At 54.8% G+C, this 18966-nt stretch carries 13 protein-coding genes, 4 tRNA genes, 2 rRNA genes and 1 other annotated feature; of the genes, 15 read left to right on the top strand and 4 right to left on the bottom strand.

From position 1 onward, the window contains the following. Nucleotides 1-126: a sequence feature (16S ribosomal RNA rRNA prediction is too short), on the top strand. Between the two features lie 73 nt (nucleotides 127-199). From BWI95_RS23040 to BWI95_RS23015, 6 genes are all read left to right on the top strand, one after another. Beyond that, nucleotides 200-276 (top strand) — tRNA-Ile (locus tag BWI95_RS23040). A 109-nt stretch (nucleotides 277-385) separates the two neighbouring features. Beyond that, a tRNA-Ala gene (locus BWI95_RS23035) sits at nucleotides 386-461 on the top strand. Nucleotides 462-639: 178 nt separating this feature from the next. Then, a 23S ribosomal RNA gene (locus BWI95_RS23030) occupies nucleotides 640-3539 on the top strand. A gap of 91 nt (nucleotides 3540-3630) precedes the next feature. Then, nucleotides 3631-3746, top strand: a 5S ribosomal RNA gene (rrf, locus tag BWI95_RS23025). Nucleotides 3747-3801: 55 nt separating this feature from the next. Next, a tRNA-Asp gene (locus tag BWI95_RS23020) sits at nucleotides 3802-3878 on the top strand. 8 nt (nucleotides 3879-3886) lie between these two features. Further along, nucleotides 3887-3962, top strand: a tRNA-Trp gene (locus BWI95_RS23015). 123 nt (nucleotides 3963-4085) lie between these two features. Here BWI95_RS23015 and hdfR read toward each other — a convergent pair. Beyond that, nucleotides 4086-4907 (bottom strand): HTH-type transcriptional regulator HdfR, encoded by an 822-nt coding sequence (gene hdfR, locus BWI95_RS23010; RefSeq protein WP_054803695.1) that lies wholly within the window; start codon nucleotides 4905-4907, stop codon nucleotides 4086-4088. Nucleotides 4908-5025: 118 nt separating this feature from the next. Between hdfR and BWI95_RS23005 the strand changes: the two genes are divergently transcribed. After that, nucleotides 5026-5364, top strand: a complete 339-nt coding sequence (locus BWI95_RS23005; RefSeq protein WP_023479578.1) for a MaoP family protein — start codon at nucleotides 5026-5028, stop codon at nucleotides 5362-5364. Nucleotides 5365-5390: 26 nt separating this feature from the next. Here BWI95_RS23005 and BWI95_RS23000 read toward each other — a convergent pair whose 3' ends face one another. Then, nucleotides 5391-6911 carry a YifB family Mg chelatase-like AAA ATPase gene (locus tag BWI95_RS23000; RefSeq protein ID WP_076770439.1) on the bottom strand — a complete coding sequence of 507 codons (1521 nt, stop codon included), beginning with the start codon at nucleotides 6909-6911 and terminating at the stop codon, nucleotides 5391-5393. Nucleotides 6912-7230: 319 nt separating this feature from the next. Here BWI95_RS23000 and ilvL point away from each other — a divergent pair, with 319 nt between their 5' ends. The 6 genes from ilvL (at nucleotide 7231) to ilvA (ending at nucleotide 13907) form a co-directional block, all read left to right on the top strand. Further along, nucleotides 7231-7329, top strand: coding sequence for an ilv operon leader peptide (ilvL, locus tag BWI95_RS22995; RefSeq protein ID WP_032229281.1), 99 nt, complete (start codon nucleotides 7231-7233; stop codon nucleotides 7327-7329). Between the two features lie 138 nt (nucleotides 7330-7467). Further along, nucleotides 7468-9114 (top strand): acetolactate synthase 2 catalytic subunit, encoded by a 1647-nt coding sequence (gene ilvG, locus BWI95_RS22990; RefSeq protein WP_054803693.1) that lies wholly within the window; start codon nucleotides 7468-7470, stop codon nucleotides 9112-9114. After that, nucleotides 9111-9377 carry an acetolactate synthase 2 small subunit gene (ilvM, locus tag BWI95_RS22985; RefSeq protein ID WP_054803692.1) on the top strand — a complete coding sequence of 89 codons (267 nt, stop codon included), beginning with the start codon at nucleotides 9111-9113 and terminating at the stop codon, nucleotides 9375-9377. Before ilvG ends, ilvM begins: the two co-directional genes overlap by 4 nt. Nucleotides 9378-9394: 17 nt before the next feature. Then, nucleotides 9395-10324 carry a branched-chain amino acid transaminase gene (locus tag BWI95_RS22980; RefSeq protein ID WP_076770438.1) on the top strand — a complete coding sequence of 310 codons (930 nt, stop codon included), beginning with the start codon at nucleotides 9395-9397 and terminating at the stop codon, nucleotides 10322-10324. 185 nt (nucleotides 10325-10509) lie between these two features. Further along, complete coding sequence (ilvD, locus tag BWI95_RS22970; RefSeq protein WP_042717916.1) at nucleotides 10510-12360, top strand: dihydroxy-acid dehydratase; 1851 nt, start codon at nucleotides 10510-10512, stop codon at nucleotides 12358-12360. Nucleotides 12361-12362: 2 nt separating this feature from the next. Continuing rightward, complete coding sequence (gene ilvA, locus BWI95_RS22965) at nucleotides 12363-13907, top strand: threonine ammonia-lyase, biosynthetic (protein ID WP_094193187.1); 1545 nt, start codon at nucleotides 12363-12365, stop codon at nucleotides 13905-13907. Here the strand turns inward: ilvA and ilvY are convergent. Continuing rightward, the gene (gene ilvY, locus BWI95_RS22960) at nucleotides 13904-14794 is read right to left on the bottom strand and encodes an HTH-type transcriptional activator IlvY (RefSeq protein ID WP_076770437.1); all 891 of its coding nucleotides are present in this window, start codon (nucleotides 14792-14794) and stop codon (nucleotides 13904-13906) included. The genes ilvA and ilvY overlap by 4 nt on opposite strands. A 153-nt stretch (nucleotides 14795-14947) precedes the next feature. Here ilvY and ilvC point away from each other — a divergent pair, with 153 nt between their 5' ends. After that, on the top strand, nucleotides 14948-16423 hold the full coding sequence (ilvC, locus tag BWI95_RS22955) for a ketol-acid reductoisomerase (protein ID WP_023479616.1): 1476 nt from the start codon (nucleotides 14948-14950) through the stop codon (nucleotides 16421-16423). A gap of 50 nt (nucleotides 16424-16473) precedes the next feature. On the opposite strand, the gene ppiC is transcribed toward ilvC, so the two are convergent. Further along, the gene (gene ppiC / locus BWI95_RS22950; RefSeq protein WP_001140255.1) at nucleotides 16474-16755 is read right to left on the bottom strand and encodes a peptidylprolyl isomerase PpiC; all 282 of its coding nucleotides are present in this window, start codon (nucleotides 16753-16755) and stop codon (nucleotides 16474-16476) included. 145 nt (nucleotides 16756-16900) lie between these two features. Between ppiC and rep the strand changes: the two genes are divergently transcribed. Next, nucleotides 16901-18922 carry a DNA helicase Rep gene (gene rep, locus BWI95_RS22945; protein ID WP_076770436.1) on the top strand — a complete coding sequence of 674 codons (2022 nt, stop codon included), beginning with the start codon at nucleotides 16901-16903 and terminating at the stop codon, nucleotides 18920-18922. Nucleotides 18923-18966: the final 44 nt, after the last annotated feature.

Raw genomic sequence — 18966 nt, 5'->3', positions numbered from 1 at the left:
GGAGTGGGTTGCAAAAGAAGTAGGTAGCTTAACCTTCGGGAGGGCGCTTACCACTTTGTGATTCATGACTGGGGTGAAGTCGTAACAAGGTAACCGTAGGGGAACCTGCGTTGGATCACCTCCTTACCTTAAAGAACCTTTCCCTGCAGTGTCCACACAGATTGTCTGATGAAAAATAACGAGCAGTGAAAATCTCTGCAGGCTTGTAGCTCAGGTGGTTAGAGCGCACCCCTGATAAGGGTGAGGTCGGTGGTTCAAGTCCACTCAGGCCTACCAAATTTTCCCTGAATACAGCGTTGTGAAACGACTCGCATACTTCAGTATGCTTCGCCCTTTCACGCCTTGTCTCAGGAAAAATTACCGGTAACGGGATTTTAACTACGATGGGGCTATAGCTCAGCTGGGAGAGCGCCTGCTTTGCACGCAGGAGGTCTGCGGTTCGATCCCGCATAGCTCCACCATCCTCACTGTTCGTCACTAGAAAACTTCAGAGTACACATTCTGTGTGTGCTGCGAAGTTTTGCTCTTTAAAAATCTGGATCAAGCTGAAAATTGAAACACAGAACAATGCGAATTGTTCCGTGAGTCTCTCAAATTTTCGCAACTGATGATGTTTTACGAAACGTCTTCGGGTTGTGAGGTTAAGCGACTAAGCGTACACGGTGGATGCCCTGGCAGTCAGAGGCGATGAAGGACGTGCTAATCTGCGAAAAGCGCCGGTAAGGTGATATGAACCGTTATAACCGGCGATGTCCGAATGGGGAAACCCAGTGCAATCCGTTGCACTATCGTTAACTGAATACATAGGTGAGGCGAACCGGGGAACTGAAACATCTAAGTACCCCGAGGAAAAGAAATCAACCGAGATTCCCCAGTAGCGGCGAGCGAACGGGGACAGCCAGAGCCTGATCAGCCTGAGTGTTAGTGGAAGCGTCTGGAAAGTCGCGCGATACAGGGTGACAGCCCCGTACACAAAAGCACTCTTGCTTGTGAGCTCGATGAGTAGGGCGGGACACGTGGTATCCTGTCTGAATATGGGGGGGACCATCCTCCAAGGCTAAATACTCCTGACTGACCGATAGTGAACCAGTACCGTGAGGGAAAGGCGAAAAGAACCCCGGCGAGGGGAGTGAAACAGAACCTGAAACCGTGTACGTACAAGCAGTGGGAGCCTCTTTTATGGGGTGACTGCGTACCTTTTGTATAATGGGTCAGCGACTTATATTCTGTAGCAAGGTTAACCGTATAGGGGAGCCGCAGGGAAACCGAGTCTTAACTGGGCGTTAAGTTGCAGGGTATAGACCCGAAACCCGGTGATCTAGCCATGGGCAGGTTGAAGGTTGGGTAACACTAACTGGAGGACCGAACCGACTAATGTTGAAAAATTAGCGGATGACCTGTGGCTGGGGGTGAAAGGCCAATCAAACCGGGAGATAGCTGGTTCTCCCCGAAAGCTATTTAGGTAGCGCCTCGTGAATTCATCTCCGGGGGTAGAGCACTGTTTCGGCTAGGGGGCCATCCCGGCTTACCAACCCGATGCAAACTACGAATACCGGAGAATGTTATCACGGGAGACACACGGCGGGTGCTAACGTCCGTCGTGAAGAGGGAAACAACCCAGACCGCCAGCTAAGGTCCCAAAGTCATGGTTAAGTGGGAAACGATGTGGGAAGGCACAGACAGCCAGGATGTTGGCTTAGAAGCAGCCATCATTTAAAGAAAGCGTAATAGCTCACTGGTCGAGTCGGCCTGCGCGGAAGATGTAACGGGGCTAAACCATGCACCGAAGCTGCGGCAGCGACACTATGTGTTGTTGGGTAGGGGAGCGTTCTGTAAGCCGTCGAAGGTGGCCTGTGAGGGCTGCTGGAGGTATCAGAAGTGCGAATGCTGACATAAGTAACGATAAAGCGGGTGAAAAGCCCGCTCGCCGGAAGACCAAGGGTTCCTGTCCAACGTTAATCGGGGCAGGGTGAGTCGACCCCTAAGGCGAGGCCGAAAGGCGTAGTCGATGGGAAACAGGTTAATATTCCTGTACTTGGTGTTACTGCGAAGGGGGGACGGAGAAGGCTATGTCGGCCGGGCGACGGTTGTCCCGGTTTAAGCGTGTAGGTGTGTGTTCCAGGTAAATCCGGTTCACTTTAACACTGAGGCGTGATGACGAGGCACTACGGTGCTGAAGTGACAAATGCCCTGCTTCCAGGAAAAGCCTCTAAGCATCAGGTAACACGAAATCGTACCCCAAACCGACACAGGTGGTCAGGTAGAGAATACCAAGGCGCTTGAGAGAACTCGGGTGAAGGAACTAGGCAAAATGGTGCCGTAACTTCGGGAGAAGGCACGCTGGTGCGTAGGTGAAGTGACTTGCTCACGGAGCTGAAACCAGTCGAAGATACCAGCTGGCTGCAACTGTTTATTAAAAACACAGCACTGTGCAAACACGAAAGTGGACGTATACGGTGTGACGCCTGCCCGGTGCCGGAAGGTTAATTGATGGGGTCAACCGCAAGGTGAAGCTCTTGATCGAAGCCCCGGTAAACGGCGGCCGTAACTATAACGGTCCTAAGGTAGCGAAATTCCTTGTCGGGTAAGTTCCGACCTGCACGAATGGCGTAATGATGGCCAGGCTGTCTCCACCCGAGACTCAGTGAAATTGAACTCGCTGTGAAGATGCAGTGTACCCGCGGCAAGACGGAAAGACCCCGTGAACCTTTACTATAGCTTGACACTGAACATTGAGCCTTGATGTGTAGGATAGGTGGGAGGCTTTGAAGCGTGGACGCCAGTCTGCGTGGAGCCAACCTTGAAATACCACCCTTTAATGTTTGATGTTCTAACGTGGACCCGTGATCCGGGTTGCGGACAGTGTCTGGTGGGTAGTTTGACTGGGGCGGTCTCCTCCTAAAGCGTAACGGAGGAGCACGAAGGTCAGCTAATCCTGGTCGGACATCAGGAGGTTAGTGCAATGGCATAAGCTGGCTTGACTGCGAGCGTGACGGCGCGAGCAGGTGCGAAAGCAGGTCATAGTGATCCGGTGGTTCTGAATGGAAGGGCCATCGCTCAACGGATAAAAGGTACTCCGGGGATAACAGGCTGATACCGCCCAAGAGTTCATATCGACGGCGGTGTTTGGCACCTCGATGTCGGCTCATCACATCCTGGGGCTGAAGTAGGTCCCAAGGGTATGGCTGTTCGCCATTTAAAGTGGTACGCGAGCTGGGTTTAGAACGTCGTGAGACAGTTCGGTCCCTATCTGCCGTGGGCGCTGGAGAATTGAGGGGGGCTGCTCCTAGTACGAGAGGACCGGAGTGGACGCATCACTGGTGTTCGGGTTGTCATGCCAATGGCACTGCCCGGTAGCTAAATGCGGAAGAGATAAGTGCTGAAAGCATCTAAGCACGAAACTTGCCCCGAGATGAGTTCTCCCTGAGACTTTAAGTCTCCTGAAGGAACGTTGAAGACGACGACGTTGATAGGCCGGGTGTGTAAGCGCAGCGATGCGTTGAGCTAACCGGTACTAATGAACCGTGAGGCTTAACCTTACAACGCCGAAGATGTTTTGGCGGATGAGAGATGATTTTCAGCTGATACAGATTAAGCCGTCCGGCTAACGCGGGATGGCAACAGAATTTGCCTGGCGGCACTAGCGCGGTGGTCCCACCTGACCCCATGCCGAACTCAGAAGTGAAACGCCGTAGCGCCGATGGTAGTGTGGGGTCTCCCCATGCGAGAGTAGGGAACTGCCAGGCATCAAATTAAGCAGTAAACCGGGGCAACAAACCGGTGGTTGTGAAAAAATTCGGTGGAGCGGTAGTTCAGTCGGTTAGAATACCTGCCTGTCACGCAGGGGGTCGCGGGTTCGAGTCCCGTCCGTTCCGCCACCCTAATTAGGGGCGTAGTTCAATTGGTAGAGCACCGGTCTCCAAAACCGGGTGTTGGGGGTTCGAGTCCCTCCGCCCCTGCCAGAAATAATCCTTAGCATCTGCTAAGGATTTTTTTTTGCCTTTTTTCAGGCAATTTCCTTCCTGAATTTGTACCTTGGCTATATTTCAAAAGATCTGAAGAGCCTCCTTGCCCTTCAGAACGCCCTATTCGATAACGTTAATCTTCAAAAGATCCTTTATCTGGTTCTGTTTATCACTGTTTTGCAGCCAGATCGCATATAACGGGCGAGACAATGTTTCTGTGTCCATCACAGGATAAAGACTCTCTTTCGGCTCAGCCCAGGAAACGGGCAACCAGGTACAACCATTCAGTTTTGGTAATTGCTGATGGGCAACCTCCGCTGAACTGGTCGTTAAAGTCGGCACGTCATCACTGGCGATCAATCCAGACTCATGCTGCTGAAAATCTGGCCCCCATTCCAGGCGCAAGTAATTGAGATCGCTTTTCTTCTTCTCTGGCTCGGCGCTGTAAAGAGCAAGCGTGAAATGGCCTAATAACTGGCTGCTGAACTCATCCATCTTTGGCGTCTCGGTCGTTATTAACAGATCGAGTTGCCTCTCATGTAATTGTTTTACCAGAGATTGTCGTTGGGCAATGCGCGCTTCAAACTGAAGGTTATCTTGCAAATGGTAAAGCCGGGAGAGCCAGTCACTTAGCATGCATTCCCAAAGCGATGCACTGGCACCAATTGAAAATTGATGATGCCGCGAGGTATGCGCGACCTCTTTGCGGGCGGCTTGCCAGGTACTCATAAGCGTTTCTGCATAGGGCAGCAGCTTCTCGCCGGCCGCGGTCAGGCGGATATTATTACGATGGCGGGTGAAGAGATTAACCCCCAGCTGGTTCTCCAGTTGGCGAATACGAAAGCTCACCGCGGATTGCGTCAGATAAAGTGCTTCCGCTGCGCGCCCGAAGTGACGAGTCCTGCTCACTTCGAGGAAAGTTTTTAACAATTCCGTATCCACTGTTTTCTCCGCAAAATTTTTTGTCGTAATGATTTAAATGTTTTGTTTTACACTCTGTCAAGCGTAACTAATACTCCGCGCCATAAATAGCTCGGCCAAAGAATTAGGAGCGTGCAGGATGGCGGAAAGCTTTACGACGACTAATCGTTTTTTCGACAATAAAAATTATCCTCGCGGGTTTTCCCGTCACGGTGATTTCACCATCAAAGAGGCGCAACTGCTTGAACGTCATGGTTATGCTTTTAACGAGCTGGAACTCGGCAAGCGTGAACCGGTGACTGAAGAAGAGAACCAGTTTGTTGCCGTTTGCCGTGGTGAGCGTGAACCCAACACGGAAGCTGAACGTGTATGGATCAAGTATATGGCACGTATTAAACGTCCGAAGCGTTTCCATACTCTCTCAGGTGGAAAACCGCAGATGGAAGGCGCGGAAGATTACACTGAATCCGAGGATTAAGAAAAAAGGGGCTACGGCCCCTTTTTTTATGCCAACATATTTTGCAGATGAATGAGTAGCCTGTCGATTGCCCGATAACTTAACGCTTCCTGCAGATGTTCCCGACGAATGGTTTCCTGCTTTTCAAGATCCGCGATGGTTCTGGCTACCTTCAGTAACCGCTGCCAGGCGCGTACGGATAAACCCAGCCGTGTCAGCGTCTCTTCCAGCCATTTCCCATCTTCTTTCGTCAGTGCACAGAAGCGCCTGGTTTCACTGCTCTCCAGCTGCGCGTTGAGCTTATGCTGGCGTTGATGCTGTTGCGCCTGCGCCTCAACTACTCGCGCACGAACAGCATCACTGCCTTCACCCCCTTGTTGAGGTTCACTCATTAAACCGCGTGTGGGCAACGGTATCTCCAGGGAGAGATCGAAGCGGTCGAGGAAAGGGCCGGATAACTTTCCCAGGTAACGTAATGTTTGCTCTGGCGAACAGCGATTATGTTTGCCCTGATAATGGCCGGTTGGGCTTGGATTCATAGCTGCGATCAATTGGAAGCGGGCGGGGAAAGTGACTTTTGCCCTGGTGCGTGAAATATGAATCTGCCCGGATTCAATTGGTTCACGTAATGCATCGAGAACACGGCGTTCAAACTCGGGGAGTTCATCAAGAAAAAGCACGCCATTATGCGCCAGAGAGATCTCGCCCGGTGCTGGTATCGATCCTCCACCAACCATGGCAGTTAATGAGGCGCTGTGATGCGGAGATCGAAACGGCCTGTGCTTCCAGTGGCGGGTCAAGCTCGCGCTATTGATTAAGCTCATCACCGCCGCGCTCTCTAATGCTTCGGTATTAGAGAGCGGAGGAAGTAAGCCGCTCATTCGGCTGGCCAGCATGGTTTTCCCCGTACCCGGCGGGCCAATCAGGAGCAAGTTATGCCCTCCGGCCGCTGTAATTTCCAGCGCACGCTTCCCTTGCTCCTGACCGATAATGTCCCGCAAATCTTCTCTGCGCTCATCCTCCGGCGCAGCCAGGGGAGCAGGGTTCAACAACGTCTGTTTACCTTCCAGAAACGCACACACCTCCAGAAGATGATTCGCCACCAGACACGCCTGGGTCTCAGCCAGGCTCGCTTCCGCTTCGTTCTCTTTCGCAATAACAATTCGCCTGTCAGCCTTCACGGCTTCCATAACGCACGAGATAGCGCCGGGAACGCCGCGTAACGCGCCCGTAAGCGCTAACTCACCGACAAATTCGTAATGGTCAAGTGACGCCGCGTTCACCTGCTCAGAGGCTGCCAGGAGCGCGATAGCGATAGGTAAGTCATATCGTCCACCCTCCTTAGGGAGATCTGCAGGTGCCAGGTTAATGGTGATCCGCTTTGCGGGGAAATCATAACCACTATTGATAACGGCACTGCGTACGCGATCGCGGGCCTCTTTCACCGTTGTCTCAGGCAGCCCGACAATGGTTAACCCCGGCAGCCCATTGCTGATATGGACTTCGACGGTCACAAGCGGCGCGGCGACGCCTAACACCGCTCTTGTATAGATTACTGACAACGCCATAGACCCTCCTTGTCGATCGCATTATCTTGCCGCCTTCCACTTTTTTCATTGAACAGATATCGTTACTACGCGTTTGTTTCCAACATATCGCTGCAATTTCATATCTGTTTCCCCACGCTGGAAGGAAGATCGCAGTTTGCTAACCACACTATAAATCCTGAAATATTTTCACCTCATATTTTTGCTATATAAAACAAGCGCTTTTAAGTTAATCCTCTTACCTGTCAAAAGAGGCGTCATAATTTTTTCTTGTGCCTGATCGCAAATCTGTGTTAACTCTTTAGGCATTCCTTCGAACATGAAGCAAGAACAGACAACTATGACAGCCCTTCTACGAGTGATTAGCCTTATCGTGATTAGCGTGGTGGTGATTATTATCCCACCGTGCGGGGCTGCACTTGGACGAGGAAAGGCTTAAAAATCAAGCCTTAACGAACTAAGACCCCCGCACCGAAAGGTCCGGGGGTTTTTTTATCACCAAAAAACGCAAATCAGGAACAGAAATGAATATCAGCATAAAATTCTGTTTCTCACGATATTCGACGGGGATGTAGCTATGAATGGAGCACAATGGGTGGTACATGCGTTGCGAGCGCAGCAGGTCGATACGGTTTTCGGCTATCCTGGCGGCGCAATCATGCCGGTTTACGATGCGCTTTATGACGGCGGCGTGGAACACCTATTGTGTCGGCATGAGCAGGGCGCGGCGATGGCGGCCATCGGTTATGCTCGCGCAACGGGTAAAACCGGCGTCTGCATCGCCACTTCTGGCCCTGGTGCGACAAACTTAATCACCGGTCTTGCGGATGCGCTGCTTGATTCCGTTCCGGTAGTGGCGATCACCGGGCAGGTTGCTGCGCCGCTGATTGGCACTGACGCTTTTCAGGAAGTGGATGTGCTGGGCATGTCCCTCTCCTGTACCAAACACAGCTTCCTGGTGGACTCCCTGGATTCGCTGCCGCGCGTGATGGCGGAAGCGTTTCATATCGCTAATTCCGGTCGCCCCGGCCCGGTGTTAGTTGATATCCCGAAAGATATTCAGCTCGCCGTCGGTAACTGGGAGCCTCACTTCGTCACTGAGCAGGAGGAAGTGGTATTTCCTCAGGCCGAGATGGCTCAGGCCGCAGCGATGCTCGCTCAGGCGAAAAAACCGATGCTCTACGTTGGCGGCGGCGTGGGGATGGCGCAAGCGGTTCCTGCCCTGCGCACGTTCCTGGCAGAGACGAACATGCCGATTGCCTGCACGTTGAAAGGCTTAGGCGCGGTGGCACCAGACTACCCCTATTACCTGGGTATGCTGGGCATGCACGGCACGAAAGCGGCTAACTTTGCCGTACAGGAGTGTGATTTGCTGATTGCCGTTGGCGCGCGTTTCGATGATCGTGTGACCGGCAAACTGAACACCTTCGCGCCTCATGCTCGCGTTATCCATATGGATATCGACCCGGCAGAGATGAGCAAGCTGCGCCAGGCGCATGTTGCCTTGCAGGGCGATTTAAATGCGCTGCTGCCTGTGCTGCAACAGCAATTGGCAATCGATGAGTGGCGTCAATACTGTGCCGATCTGCGCCACGAACATGCCTGGCGCTACGATCACCCCGGCGAGGCAATCTATGCTCCGCTGCTGTTAAAGCAGCTTTCCGATCGCAAACCGGAAAACAGCGTCGTGACGACGGATGTTGGCCAGCATCAGATGTGGGCTGCCCAGCATCTGAGCTTTACCCGCCCGGAAAACTTCATCACCTCGAGCGGCTTAGGCACCATGGGCTTTGGCCTGCCCGCCGCCGTTGGCGCGCAGGTTGCGCGTCCGGAGGATACGGTAATCTGTATCTCCGGTGACGGCTCCTTCATGATGAATGTGCAGGAGCTGGGCACCGTAAAACGCAAGCAGTTACCGCTGAAGATCGTTTTACTCGATAACCAGCGATTAGGGATGGTTCGCCAATGGCAGCAGTTGTTCTTCAATGAGCGTTACAGTGAAACCACCCTGACCGATAACCCCGATTTCCTCATGCTGGCCAACGCCTTCGGCATCCCAGGCCAACACATTACCCGTAAAGACCAGGTTGAAGCGGCACTTGACGCAATGCTCTCAAGCGATGGGCCCTATCTGCTTCATGTCTCGATCGACGAACTCGAGAATGTCTGGCCGCTGGTGCCGCCCGGTGCCAGTAACTCACAAATGCTGGAGAAATTATCATGATGCACCATGACGTCGCTGTTGAAGCCCGCTTTAATCCGGAAACCTTAGAACGCGTGCTGCGCGTAGTGCGCCACCGTGGCTTTCAGGTATGTGCAATGAACATGGAAACGGCCTGCGATGCGCGCAACATAAATATTGAATTGACCGTTGCCAGCCCGCGTCCTGTCGAATTACTGTTTAGCCAGTTGAGCAAACTTGTCGACGTTGCCAGGGTCGATATCCGGCAGCGCGCTACATCATCATCACAACAAATCCGCGCGTAAGCGCAAAAGGAAGCATAATGACGACGAAAAAAGCAGACTACATTTGGTCCAATGGCGAGATGGTACGTTGGGAAGACGCGAAAGTTCACGTAATGTCTCACGCATTGCACTACGGTACGTCTGTGTTTGAAGGTATTCGCTGCTATGACTCCCATAAAGGGCCGGTTGTTTTCCGCCATCGTGAGCATATGCAACGTCTGCGCGACTCCGCCAAAATCTACCGCTTCCCGGTCTCCCAGAGCGTCGACGAGCTGATGGAAGCGTGCCGCGCGGTGATCCGCAAAAATAATCTGACCAGCGCCTATATCCGTCCGCTGGTGTTTGTCGGTGATGTCGGCATGGGCGTTAACCCGCCGGCAGATTACACCACCGATGTCATCATCGCCGCCTTCCCGTGGGGCGCCTATCTGGGCGCAGAAGCGCTGGATCAGGGCATTGATGCGATGGTCTCCTCCTGGAATCGCGTAGCACCGAACACCATTCCTACTGCTGCGAAAGCGGGCGGTAACTATCTCTCCTCCCTGCTGGTCGGTAGCGAAGCGCGCCGCCATGGTTATCAGGAAGGTATCGCGCTGGACGTTCACGGTTATATCTCTGAAGGCGCGGGCGAAAACCTCTTCGAAGTGAAAGATGGCATCCTGTTTACCCCGCCGTTCACCTCCTCTGCGCTGCCGGGTATTACCCGCGACGCCATCATCAAGCTGGCAAAAGATCTCGGTATCGAAGTGCGCGAGCAGGTGCTGTCTCGCGAATCGCTCTACCTGGCTGACGAAGTCTTTATGTCCGGCACAGCGGCAGAAATCACGCCGGTGCGCAGCGTCGATGGTATTCAGGTTGGCGAAGGTCGCTGCGGCCCGGTGACCAAACGTATTCAGCAAGCATTCTTTGGCCTCTTCACCGGTGAAACGGAAGATAAATGGGGCTGGTTGGATCAAGTTAATCCATAAATACCCGTCATACTTCAGGTTGTCGGTGTGTTGGCGACACGCGTTCAGCCCAGTTACTTACTTATGTAGGCTCCTGGGAATTGCTCGCTTGCCGCCTTCCTGCAACCCGAATTATTCAGGGTAGAGCAAATAAATATGGGATGGCACGCACCATCCCATCGACAAGAGAGACGGGAGTAAAGAGCATGCCTAAGTATCGTTCCGCCACCACCACACATGGGCGCAATATGGCGGGCGCCCGCGCGCTGTGGCGCGCCACCGGAATGACCGATGACGATTTCGGCAAGCCGATCATTGCCGTCGTCAACTCGTTTACCCAGTTCGTGCCAGGCCACGTTCATCTGCGCGATCTCGGTAAGCTGGTTGCGGAGCAAATCGAAGCCGCAGGCGGCGTGGCGAAAGAGTTTAATACTATCGCCGTGGATGACGGCATCGCCATGGGGCACGGCGGCATGCTTTACTCTCTGCCTTCGCGCGAACTGATCGCCGACTCCGTTGAATATATGGTGAATGCCCACTGTGCCGACGCGATGGTGTGCATCTCCAACTGCGACAAAATCACCCCAGGGATGTTGATGGCCTCTCTGCGCCTGAACGTTCCGGTCATTTTTGTCTCCGGCGGCCCGATGGAAGCCGGGAAAACCAAACTCTCCGACCAGATCATCAAACTCGATCTGGTAGATGCGATGATTCAGGGTGCTGACCCGAAAGTCTCCGACGATCAGAGCGAGCAGGTTGAACGCTCCGCCTGCCCAACCTGCGGCTCCTGCTCCGGCATGTTTACCGCTAACTCGATGAACTGCCTGACTGAAGCACTCGGTCTGTCGCAGCCGGGTAACGGTTCGCTGCTGGCCACCCACGCCGATCGCAAAGAGCTCTTTATCAACGCCGGCAAACGCATTGTTGAGCTGACCAAACGTTACTACGAGCAGGATGATGAAACCGCGCTGCCGCGCGCGATCGCCTGCAAAGAAGCGTTTGAAAACGCCATGACGCTGGATATCGCCATGGGCGGCTCCACCAATACCGTGCTGCACCTGCTGGCTGCGGCGCAGGAAGCGGAAATTGATTTCACCATGAGTGATATCGACCGTCTCTCCCGCCATGTGCCGCAGCTGTGCAAAGTGGCACCGAGCACGCAGAAATACCACATGGAAGATGTTCACCGCGCGGGCGGCGTGCTGGGCATTCTGGGCGAGCTGGATCGCGCCGGGCTGCTCAATCGTGAGGTGAAAAACGTGCTCGGCCTGACGCTGCCGCAGACGCTGGAAAAATATGATGTGATGCTGACCCAGGACGAGGCGGTGAAAACCATGTTCCGCGCAGGTCCGGCAGGCATCCGCACCACCCAGGCGTTCTCGCAGAATTGCCGCTGGGATACGCTGGATGACGATCGCGCCGAAGGGTGTATCCGCTCCCTTGAGCATGCTTACAGCCAGGAGGGCGGTCTGGCGGTGCTGTACGGCAACTTCGCGGAGAACGGCTGTATCGTCAAGACCGCAGGCGTTGATGACAGCAACCTGACCTTTACCGGCCCGGCGAAAGTGTATGAAAGCCAGGATGCGGCGGTTGAAGCCATCCTCGGCGGGAAAGTGGTCGCGGGCGATGTGGTAGTTATTCGTTATGAAGGGCCGAAAGGCGGGCCGGGCATGCAAGAGATGCTCTATCCGACCAGCTTCCTGAAATCAATGGGCCTCGGCAAAGCGTGCGCGCTGATCACCGACGGTCGTTTCTCTGGCGGCACCTCTGGCCTCTCTATTGGCCACGTTTCACCGGAAGCTGCCAGCGGCGGCAATATCGGTCTGATTGAAGATGGCGACATCATCGCAATTGATATCCCGAACCGTGGTATTCAGCTGCAGCTGAGTGACCGCGATCTGGCGGCCCGCCGCGAAGCGCAGGAAGCCCGTGGCGATAAAGCCTGGACCCCGGTTAACCGCGAGCGTCAGGTCTCCTTTGCGCTGCGTGCTTACGCTACTCTCGCTACCAGTGCGGATAAAGGCGCAGTACGCGACAAATCCAAACTGGGAGGTTAATGATGGCCGACGCCCAACCCCTCTCTGCCGCCCCCGAAGGGGCGGAGTATCTGCGCGCCGTGCTGCGTGCGCCGGTCTATGAAGTGGCACAGGTCACGCCGCTGCAGAAGATGGAGAAGATCTCTGCCCGGCTGGATAACGTTGTGCTGGTGAAGCGGGAAGACCGCCAGCCGGTGCACAGCTTTAAGCTGCGCGGGGCCTACGCGATGATTGCTGGCCTGAGCGCAGAGCAGAAAGCCCACGGCGTGATCACCGCTTCGGCGGGCAACCACGCCCAGGGCGTGGCGCTATCATCCACCCGGCTCGGCATCAAATCGCTGATTGTGATGCCGGTCGCGACGGCAGATATCAAAGTCGATGCGGTGCGCGCGTTTGGCGGCGAAGTGCTGCTCCATGGCGCAAACTTTGACGAAGCGAAGGCCAAAGCGATTGCCCTCTCGCAGCAGCAGGGCTACACCTTTGTGCCGCCGTTCGATCACCCGATGGTGATTGCCGGTCAGGGTACGCTGGCGCTGGAGCTGTTGCAGCAGGATGCGCATATCGATCGCATCTTTGTGCCGGTCGGCGGCGGTGGGCTGGCGGCGGGCGTCGCGGTATTGATTAAACAGCTGATGCCGCAAATCAAAGTGATTGCTGTTGAAGCGGAAGATTCCGCCTGCCTGAAAGCGGCACTGGACGCCGGTTATCCGGTTGACCTGCCGCGCGTGGGTCTGTTTGCCGAAGGCGTGGCGGTCAAACGCATTGGCGATGAGACCTTCCGGCTCTGCCAGGCTTATCTTGATGACATCATCACCGTTGATAGCGATGCCATCTGCGCGGCAATGAAAGATCTGTTTGAAGATGTCCGCGCGGTGGCGGAACCGTCAGGCGCGCTGGCGCTGGCGGGGATGAAAAAGTATATCGCCAAACATAACATTCGCGGCGAGCGGCTGGCGCATGTGCTCTCCGGCGCGAACGTCAATTTCCATGGCCTGCGCTATGTCTCCGAGCGCTGCGAGCTGGGCGAACAGCGTGAAGCGCTGCTGGCGGTCACCATTCCCGAAGAGAAGGGTAGCTTCCTCAAATTCTGCCAGCTGCTGGGCGGCCGCTCGGTGACGGAGTTTAACTACCGTTTTGCAGATGCGAAAGATGCCTGCATTTTTGTCGGCGTGCGCCTGAGCCGCGGGCTGGAAGAGCGCAAAGAGATCCTCGCTCTGCTGCATGAAGGCGGCTACAGCGTGGTGGATCTCTCCGATGATGAGATGGCGAAGCTGCACGTGCGCTATATGGTGGGTGGGCGCCCGTCTAAGCCGTTGCAGGAGCGTCTTTACAGCTTCGAGTTCCCGGAGTCGCCGGGCGCATTGCTGAAATTCCTGCATACGCTGGGTACGCACTGGAATATCTCGCTGTTCCACTACCGCAGCCACGGCACCGATTACGGGCGCGTGCTGGCGGCGTTTGAGCTGGGCGAGCATGAGCCGGATTTCGAAACCCGGCTTAATGAGCTGGGCTATGAGTGTCACGATGAGACCCATAACCCGGCATTTCGCTTCTTCCTTGCCGGTTAATGGCCCGGCAGGATGTGCCAGAACGCGTTAATAAGCGGCTCATGCAGCCGCTTTTTTTGTGCGCAGACGCCAAGCTCGAACGGCGTTTTTTCATCGCTACGCTCAAGGATCATCACGCGGTTGCGCACCGGCTCAGGGCTATTCTCCAGCACCACTTCAGGGATTAGCGCTACGCCACAGCCCAGCGCAACCATCGAAACCATCGCTTCGTGACCGCCGACAGTGGCATAAATCGACGGGTTGCTGATTTTATGGCGGCGGAACCAGAGTTCAATACGGCGGCGCACCGGCCCCTGATCCGGCAGAATAAACGGCACCGTCGACCAGTCCGGATCGGGCTGCGAGACCTGGTTGCGTACCGGGCAGGGCAGCGCCGGGGCAATCAGCACGACCGCGAGATTCTCCAGCATTGAAAAGGCTACGGCACCTGGCAACGTCTCCGGTTTGCCGGCAATCGCCAGATCCGCTTCGCCGGTCACCACTTTTTCCATCGCATCGGCGGCATCGCCGGTAGAGAGCTTAATCTCCACCGACGGGTGTTCCGCGCGAAAACGATCGAGTATCGGCGGTAAATGGCTATACGCCGCAGTCACAGAACAGAAGAGATGCAGTTCGCCAGAGAGCGATGGGCCTTGCTGATCGAGAGTGTGCCGCAGCTGCTGATACTGCAATAACGTCTGCTGGGCGAAAACCCGTAGCTCTTCGCCCGCTTCGGTCAGCGTGACGGTGCGGTTATCACGTACAAAGAGCGGTTGGCCGAGATCTTCTTCCAGCCGCTGGATCTGGCGCGAAAGTGTTGAGGGGCTGACGTGCATGGCGCGCGCGCTGCGGCCAAAATGGCGGCTCTCCGCCAGGTGCAGAAACATTTTCAGATCGCGTAAATCCATGAGACCCGCTCCACAAAATTACATTGCAAAAATTGCAATGTCACATTGTTAATATATCAATTTAAGCAACGCATTTCCTGACATATAGTGGGTTCAACCTCGCGCAACAGCGAATCGAACAATAAGCACGACACAACATCTACGGAGTACACCATGGCTAACTACTTTAATACACTGAACCTGCGCCAGCAGCTGGCGCAGCTGGGCAAATGTCGCTTTATGACGCGTGAAGAATTTGCTGATGGCGCAAGCTACCTTCAGGGTAAAAAAGTGGTCATCGTCGGCTGTGGCGCGCAGGGTCTCAACCAGGGGCTGAATATGCGTGACTCCGGTCTGGATATCGCTTACGCCCTGCGTGCAGAAGCCATTGCTGAGAAGCGCGCCTCCTGGCGTAAAGCGACTGAAAACGGTTTTAAAGTCGGCACTTACGAAGAGCTGATCCCGCAGGCGGATCTGGTGGTAAACCTGACGCCGGACAAACAGCACTCTGACGTTGTGCGTACCGTTCAGCCGCTGATGAAAGATGGCGCGGCGCTTGGTTACTCTCACGGTTTCAACATCGTCGAAGTGGGCGAGCAGATCCGTAAAGATATCACCGTAGTAATGGTGGCACCGAAGTGTCCGGGTACCGAAGTGCGCGAAGAGTATAAACGTGGTTTCGGCGTGCCGACGCTGATTGCGGTTCACCCGGAAAACGATCCGAAAGGCGAAGGCATGGCGATTGCCAAAGCCTGGGCCGCAGCGACCGGCGGTCATCGCGCTGGCGTGCTGGAATCCTCCTTCGTTGCCGAAGTGAAATCTGACCTGATGGGCGAGCAGACTATCCTCTGCGGCATGTTGCAGGCGGGCTCGCTGCTCTGCTTTGACAAGCTGGTGGCGGAAGGTACCGATCCGGCCTATGCGGAAAAACTGATTCAGTTCGGCTGGGAGACCATCACCGAAGCGCTGAAGCAGGGCGGTATCACACTGATGATGGACCGACTCTCCAACCCGGCGAAACTGCGTGCTTATGCGCTCTCCGAGCAGCTGAAAGGCATTATGGCACCGCTGTTCCAGAAGCATATGGATGACATCATCTCCGGCGAATTCTCCTCCGGCATGATGGCTGACTGGGCGAACGACGATAAGAAACTGCTGACCTGGCGTGAAGAGACCGGTAAAACCGCGTTTGAAACCGCGCCGCAGTATGAAGGCAAAATCAGCGAGCAGGAGTACTTCGACAAAGGCGTACTGATGATCGCGATGGTGAAAGCGGGCGTTGAGCTGGCATTCGAAACCATGGTCGCTTCCGGCATCATCGAAGAGTCGGCGTACTACGAGTCTCTGCACGAGCTGCCGCTGATCGCCAATACCATCGCGCGTAAGCGTCTGTACGAAATGAACGTGGTGATCTCCGATACCGCCGAGTACGGTAACTACCTCTTCTCATATGCCTGTGTGCCGCTGCTGAAAGAGTTTATGACCACGCTGCAGACCGGCGATCTGGGCAAAGCGATTGCTGAAGGTGCGGTAGATAACGCGCAGCTGCGTGATGTGAATGAAGCGATTCGCAGCCATGAGATTGAGAAAGTGGGTCACAAACTGCGTGGATATATGAAAGATATGAAGCGTATCGCCGTCGCAGGCTGATTTTCGCACAACAGTAACAGAAGCCCGGTAAATGTTACCGGGCTTTTTTATTAGTTGCGGTACAGCACTTTGATGATGTGATAACCGAATTGGGTGTGCAGCGGGCCGGTTGGCTCCAGCACCGGGCAGGAGAAGACCACTTTATCGAACGCCGGAACCATCTGGCCCTGGCGGAATTCACCTAAGTGACCGCCCTTCTTGCCTGACGGGCAGATAGAGTGTTTTTTCGCCAGCTTCTCGAAATCGCCGCCGTTTTTGATCTGCTCCAGCAGGTCCAGCGCCAGTTTCTCTTCTTTAACAAGGATATGCAGTGCTGCTGCGGTTTTTGCCATGATCGTGCCTTGAGTGAGGTTATTGAGGCTGGCTATACTACCACGCCTTTATACACTTCGGCCTTCAGCCTGCCTCTTTGTTGGCCCGTCGTCGCCTTGCCGAATCGGTGTATTTTCCCTGACTTTCATTGAGTGATGTTTCTTTATGCGTTTAAACCCCGGACAACAACAAGCCGTCGAATTTGTCACCGGACCTTGCCTGGTGCTTGCAGGCGCGGGATCCGGTAAAACACGCGTGATCACCAATAAGATCGCCCACCTGATCCGCGGCTGCGGCTATCAGGCGAAACATATTGCCGCCGTCACCTTTACCAATAAAGCGGCGCGCGAAATGAAAGAGCGCGTGGCGCAGACATTGGGGCGCAAAGAGGCGCGCGGATTGATGATCTCCACCTTCCATACGCTGGGGCTGACCATCATCAAGCGTGAATATGCTGCGCTGGGCATGAAAGCCAACTTCTCACTGTTTGACGATACCGATCAGGTGGCGCTGCTGAAGGATCTTACCGAAGGGGTGATCGATGACGATAAGGTCGTGCTGCAACAGCTGATCTCAACGATCTCTAACTGGAAAAACGATCTGCTGACGCCGCAGCAGGCTGCTGCGCAGGCGGCGGGCGAGCGGGATCGCATTTTCGCGCACTGCTATGGTCTGTACGACGCGCATATGAAGGCGTGTAACGTTCTCGACTTTGACGATCTGATTTTGCTGCCGACGCTGCTGTTACAGCGAAATGAAGAGGTGCGCGAGCGCTGGCAGAACAAAATCCGCTATCTGCTGGTGGATGAGTACCAGGACACCAACACCAGCCAGTATGAGCTGGTAAAACTGCTGGTTGGCCAGCGCGCGCGTTTTACGGTGGTAGGGGATGACGACCAGTCGATCTACTCCTGGCGCGGCGCGCGTCCGCAAAACCTCGTTCTGTTAAGCCAGGATTTCCCTGCGCTGCAGGTGGTGAAGCTGGAGCAGAACTACCGCTCTTCCGGGCGCATTCTGAAAGCGGCCAACATCCTGATTGCCAATAACCCGCACGTTTTTGAAAAGCGTCTCTTTTCGGAGCTGGGCTACGGCACGGAATTAAAAGTTCTTAGCGCCAACCATGAAGAGCATGAGGCCGAGCGCGTGACCGGCGAGCTGATCGCCCATCACTTCATCAATAAAACGCAATATAAGGATTATGCGATCCTCTATCGCGGCAACCATCAGTCGCGCGTGTTTGAAAAATTCCTGATGCAGAACCGCATTCCTTACAAAATTTCCGGCGGCACCTCGTTCTTCTCGCGCCCGGAAATTAAGGATCTGCTCGCTTACCTGCGCGTACTCACCAATAGCGATGATGACAGCGCCTTTCTGCGCATCGTTAATACGCCGAAGCGCGAGATTGGTTCCGCGACGCTGCAAAAACTGGGCGAATGGGCGATGGTGCGCAATAAGAGCCTGTTTGCCGCCAGCTTTGATGTCGGCCTCAACCAGACGCTCACCGGGCGTGGTTATGAAGCGTTAACGCGCTTTACCCAATGGTTAGGCGAAATCCAGCGGCTGGCGGAACGCGAACCAATCGCCGCAGTGCGCGATTTGATTCACGGCATTGATTACGAATCCTGGCTATTTGAAACTTCGCCCAGCCCGAAAGCCGCTGAGATGCGGATGAAAAACGTCAATACGCTGTTTGGCTGGATGACTGAGATGCTCGAAGGCAACGAGCTGGATGAAGCGATGACGCTGGCCGAAGTGGTCACGCGCTTTACCCTGCGCGATATGATGGAGCGCGGCGAAAGCGATGATGAATCGGATCAGGTGCAGTTAATGACCCTGCACGCCTCGAAAGGCCTCGAATTCCCCTATGTCTTTTTAGTCGGCATGGAGGAGGGGCTGTTACCGCACCAGAGCAGTATTGATGAGGATAACGTCGACGAAGAGCGACGTCTGGCTTATGTGGGCATTACCCGCGCGCAAAAAGAGCTGATCTTTACCCTCTGCAAAGAGCGTCGCCAGTATGGCGAGCTGGTGCGCCCGGAGCCGAGCCGCTTCTTGCTGGAGCTGCCGCAGGACGATCTTATTTGGGAGCAGGAGCGCAAAGTCATCAGCGCTGAAGAGCGGATGCATAAAGGCCAGGCCAACGTCGCCACTATTCGCGCCATGCTGGCAAAAGCGAAGGGCCAATAAAATAAACGGAAGCTTCCCGAATAATTATCAGGAAGCTTCTGTTT

The organism is Kosakonia cowanii JCM 10956 = DSM 18146, from assembly GCF_001975225.1.
Classification (GTDB): domain Bacteria; phylum Pseudomonadota; class Gammaproteobacteria; order Enterobacterales; family Enterobacteriaceae; genus Kosakonia; species Kosakonia cowanii.
Note: the sequence above shows the minus strand (reverse complement) of the source record. Positions and strands in the feature narration are given on the sequence as shown.

Coding starts and splice junctions, on each gene's coding strand:
- BWI95_RS23005 (WP_023479578.1), top strand. CDS start 5,026: ATGGCGGAAAGCTTTACGACGACTAATCGTTTTTTCGACAATAAAAAT.
- BWI95_RS23000 (WP_076770439.1), bottom strand. CDS start 6,911: ATGGCGTTGTCAGTAATCTATACAAGAGCGGTGTTAGGCGTCGCCGCG.
- ilvL (WP_032229281.1), top strand. CDS start 7,231: ATGACAGCCCTTCTACGAGTGATTAGCCTTATCGTGATTAGCGTGGTG.
- ilvG (WP_054803693.1), top strand. CDS start 7,468: ATGAATGGAGCACAATGGGTGGTACATGCGTTGCGAGCGCAGCAGGTC.
- ilvM (WP_054803692.1), top strand. CDS start 9,111: ATGATGCACCATGACGTCGCTGTTGAAGCCCGCTTTAATCCGGAAACC.
- BWI95_RS22980 (WP_076770438.1), top strand. CDS start 9,395: ATGACGACGAAAAAAGCAGACTACATTTGGTCCAATGGCGAGATGGTA.
- ilvD (WP_042717916.1), top strand. CDS start 10,510: ATGCCTAAGTATCGTTCCGCCACCACCACACATGGGCGCAATATGGCG.
- ilvA (WP_094193187.1), top strand. CDS start 12,363: ATGGCCGACGCCCAACCCCTCTCTGCCGCCCCCGAAGGGGCGGAGTAT.
- ilvY (WP_076770437.1), bottom strand. CDS start 14,794: ATGGATTTACGCGATCTGAAAATGTTTCTGCACCTGGCGGAGAGCCGC.
- ilvC (WP_023479616.1), top strand. CDS start 14,948: ATGGCTAACTACTTTAATACACTGAACCTGCGCCAGCAGCTGGCGCAG.
- ppiC (WP_001140255.1), bottom strand. CDS start 16,755: ATGGCAAAAACCGCAGCAGCACTGCATATCCTTGTTAAAGAAGAGAAA.
- rep (WP_076770436.1), top strand. CDS start 16,901: ATGCGTTTAAACCCCGGACAACAACAAGCCGTCGAATTTGTCACCGGA.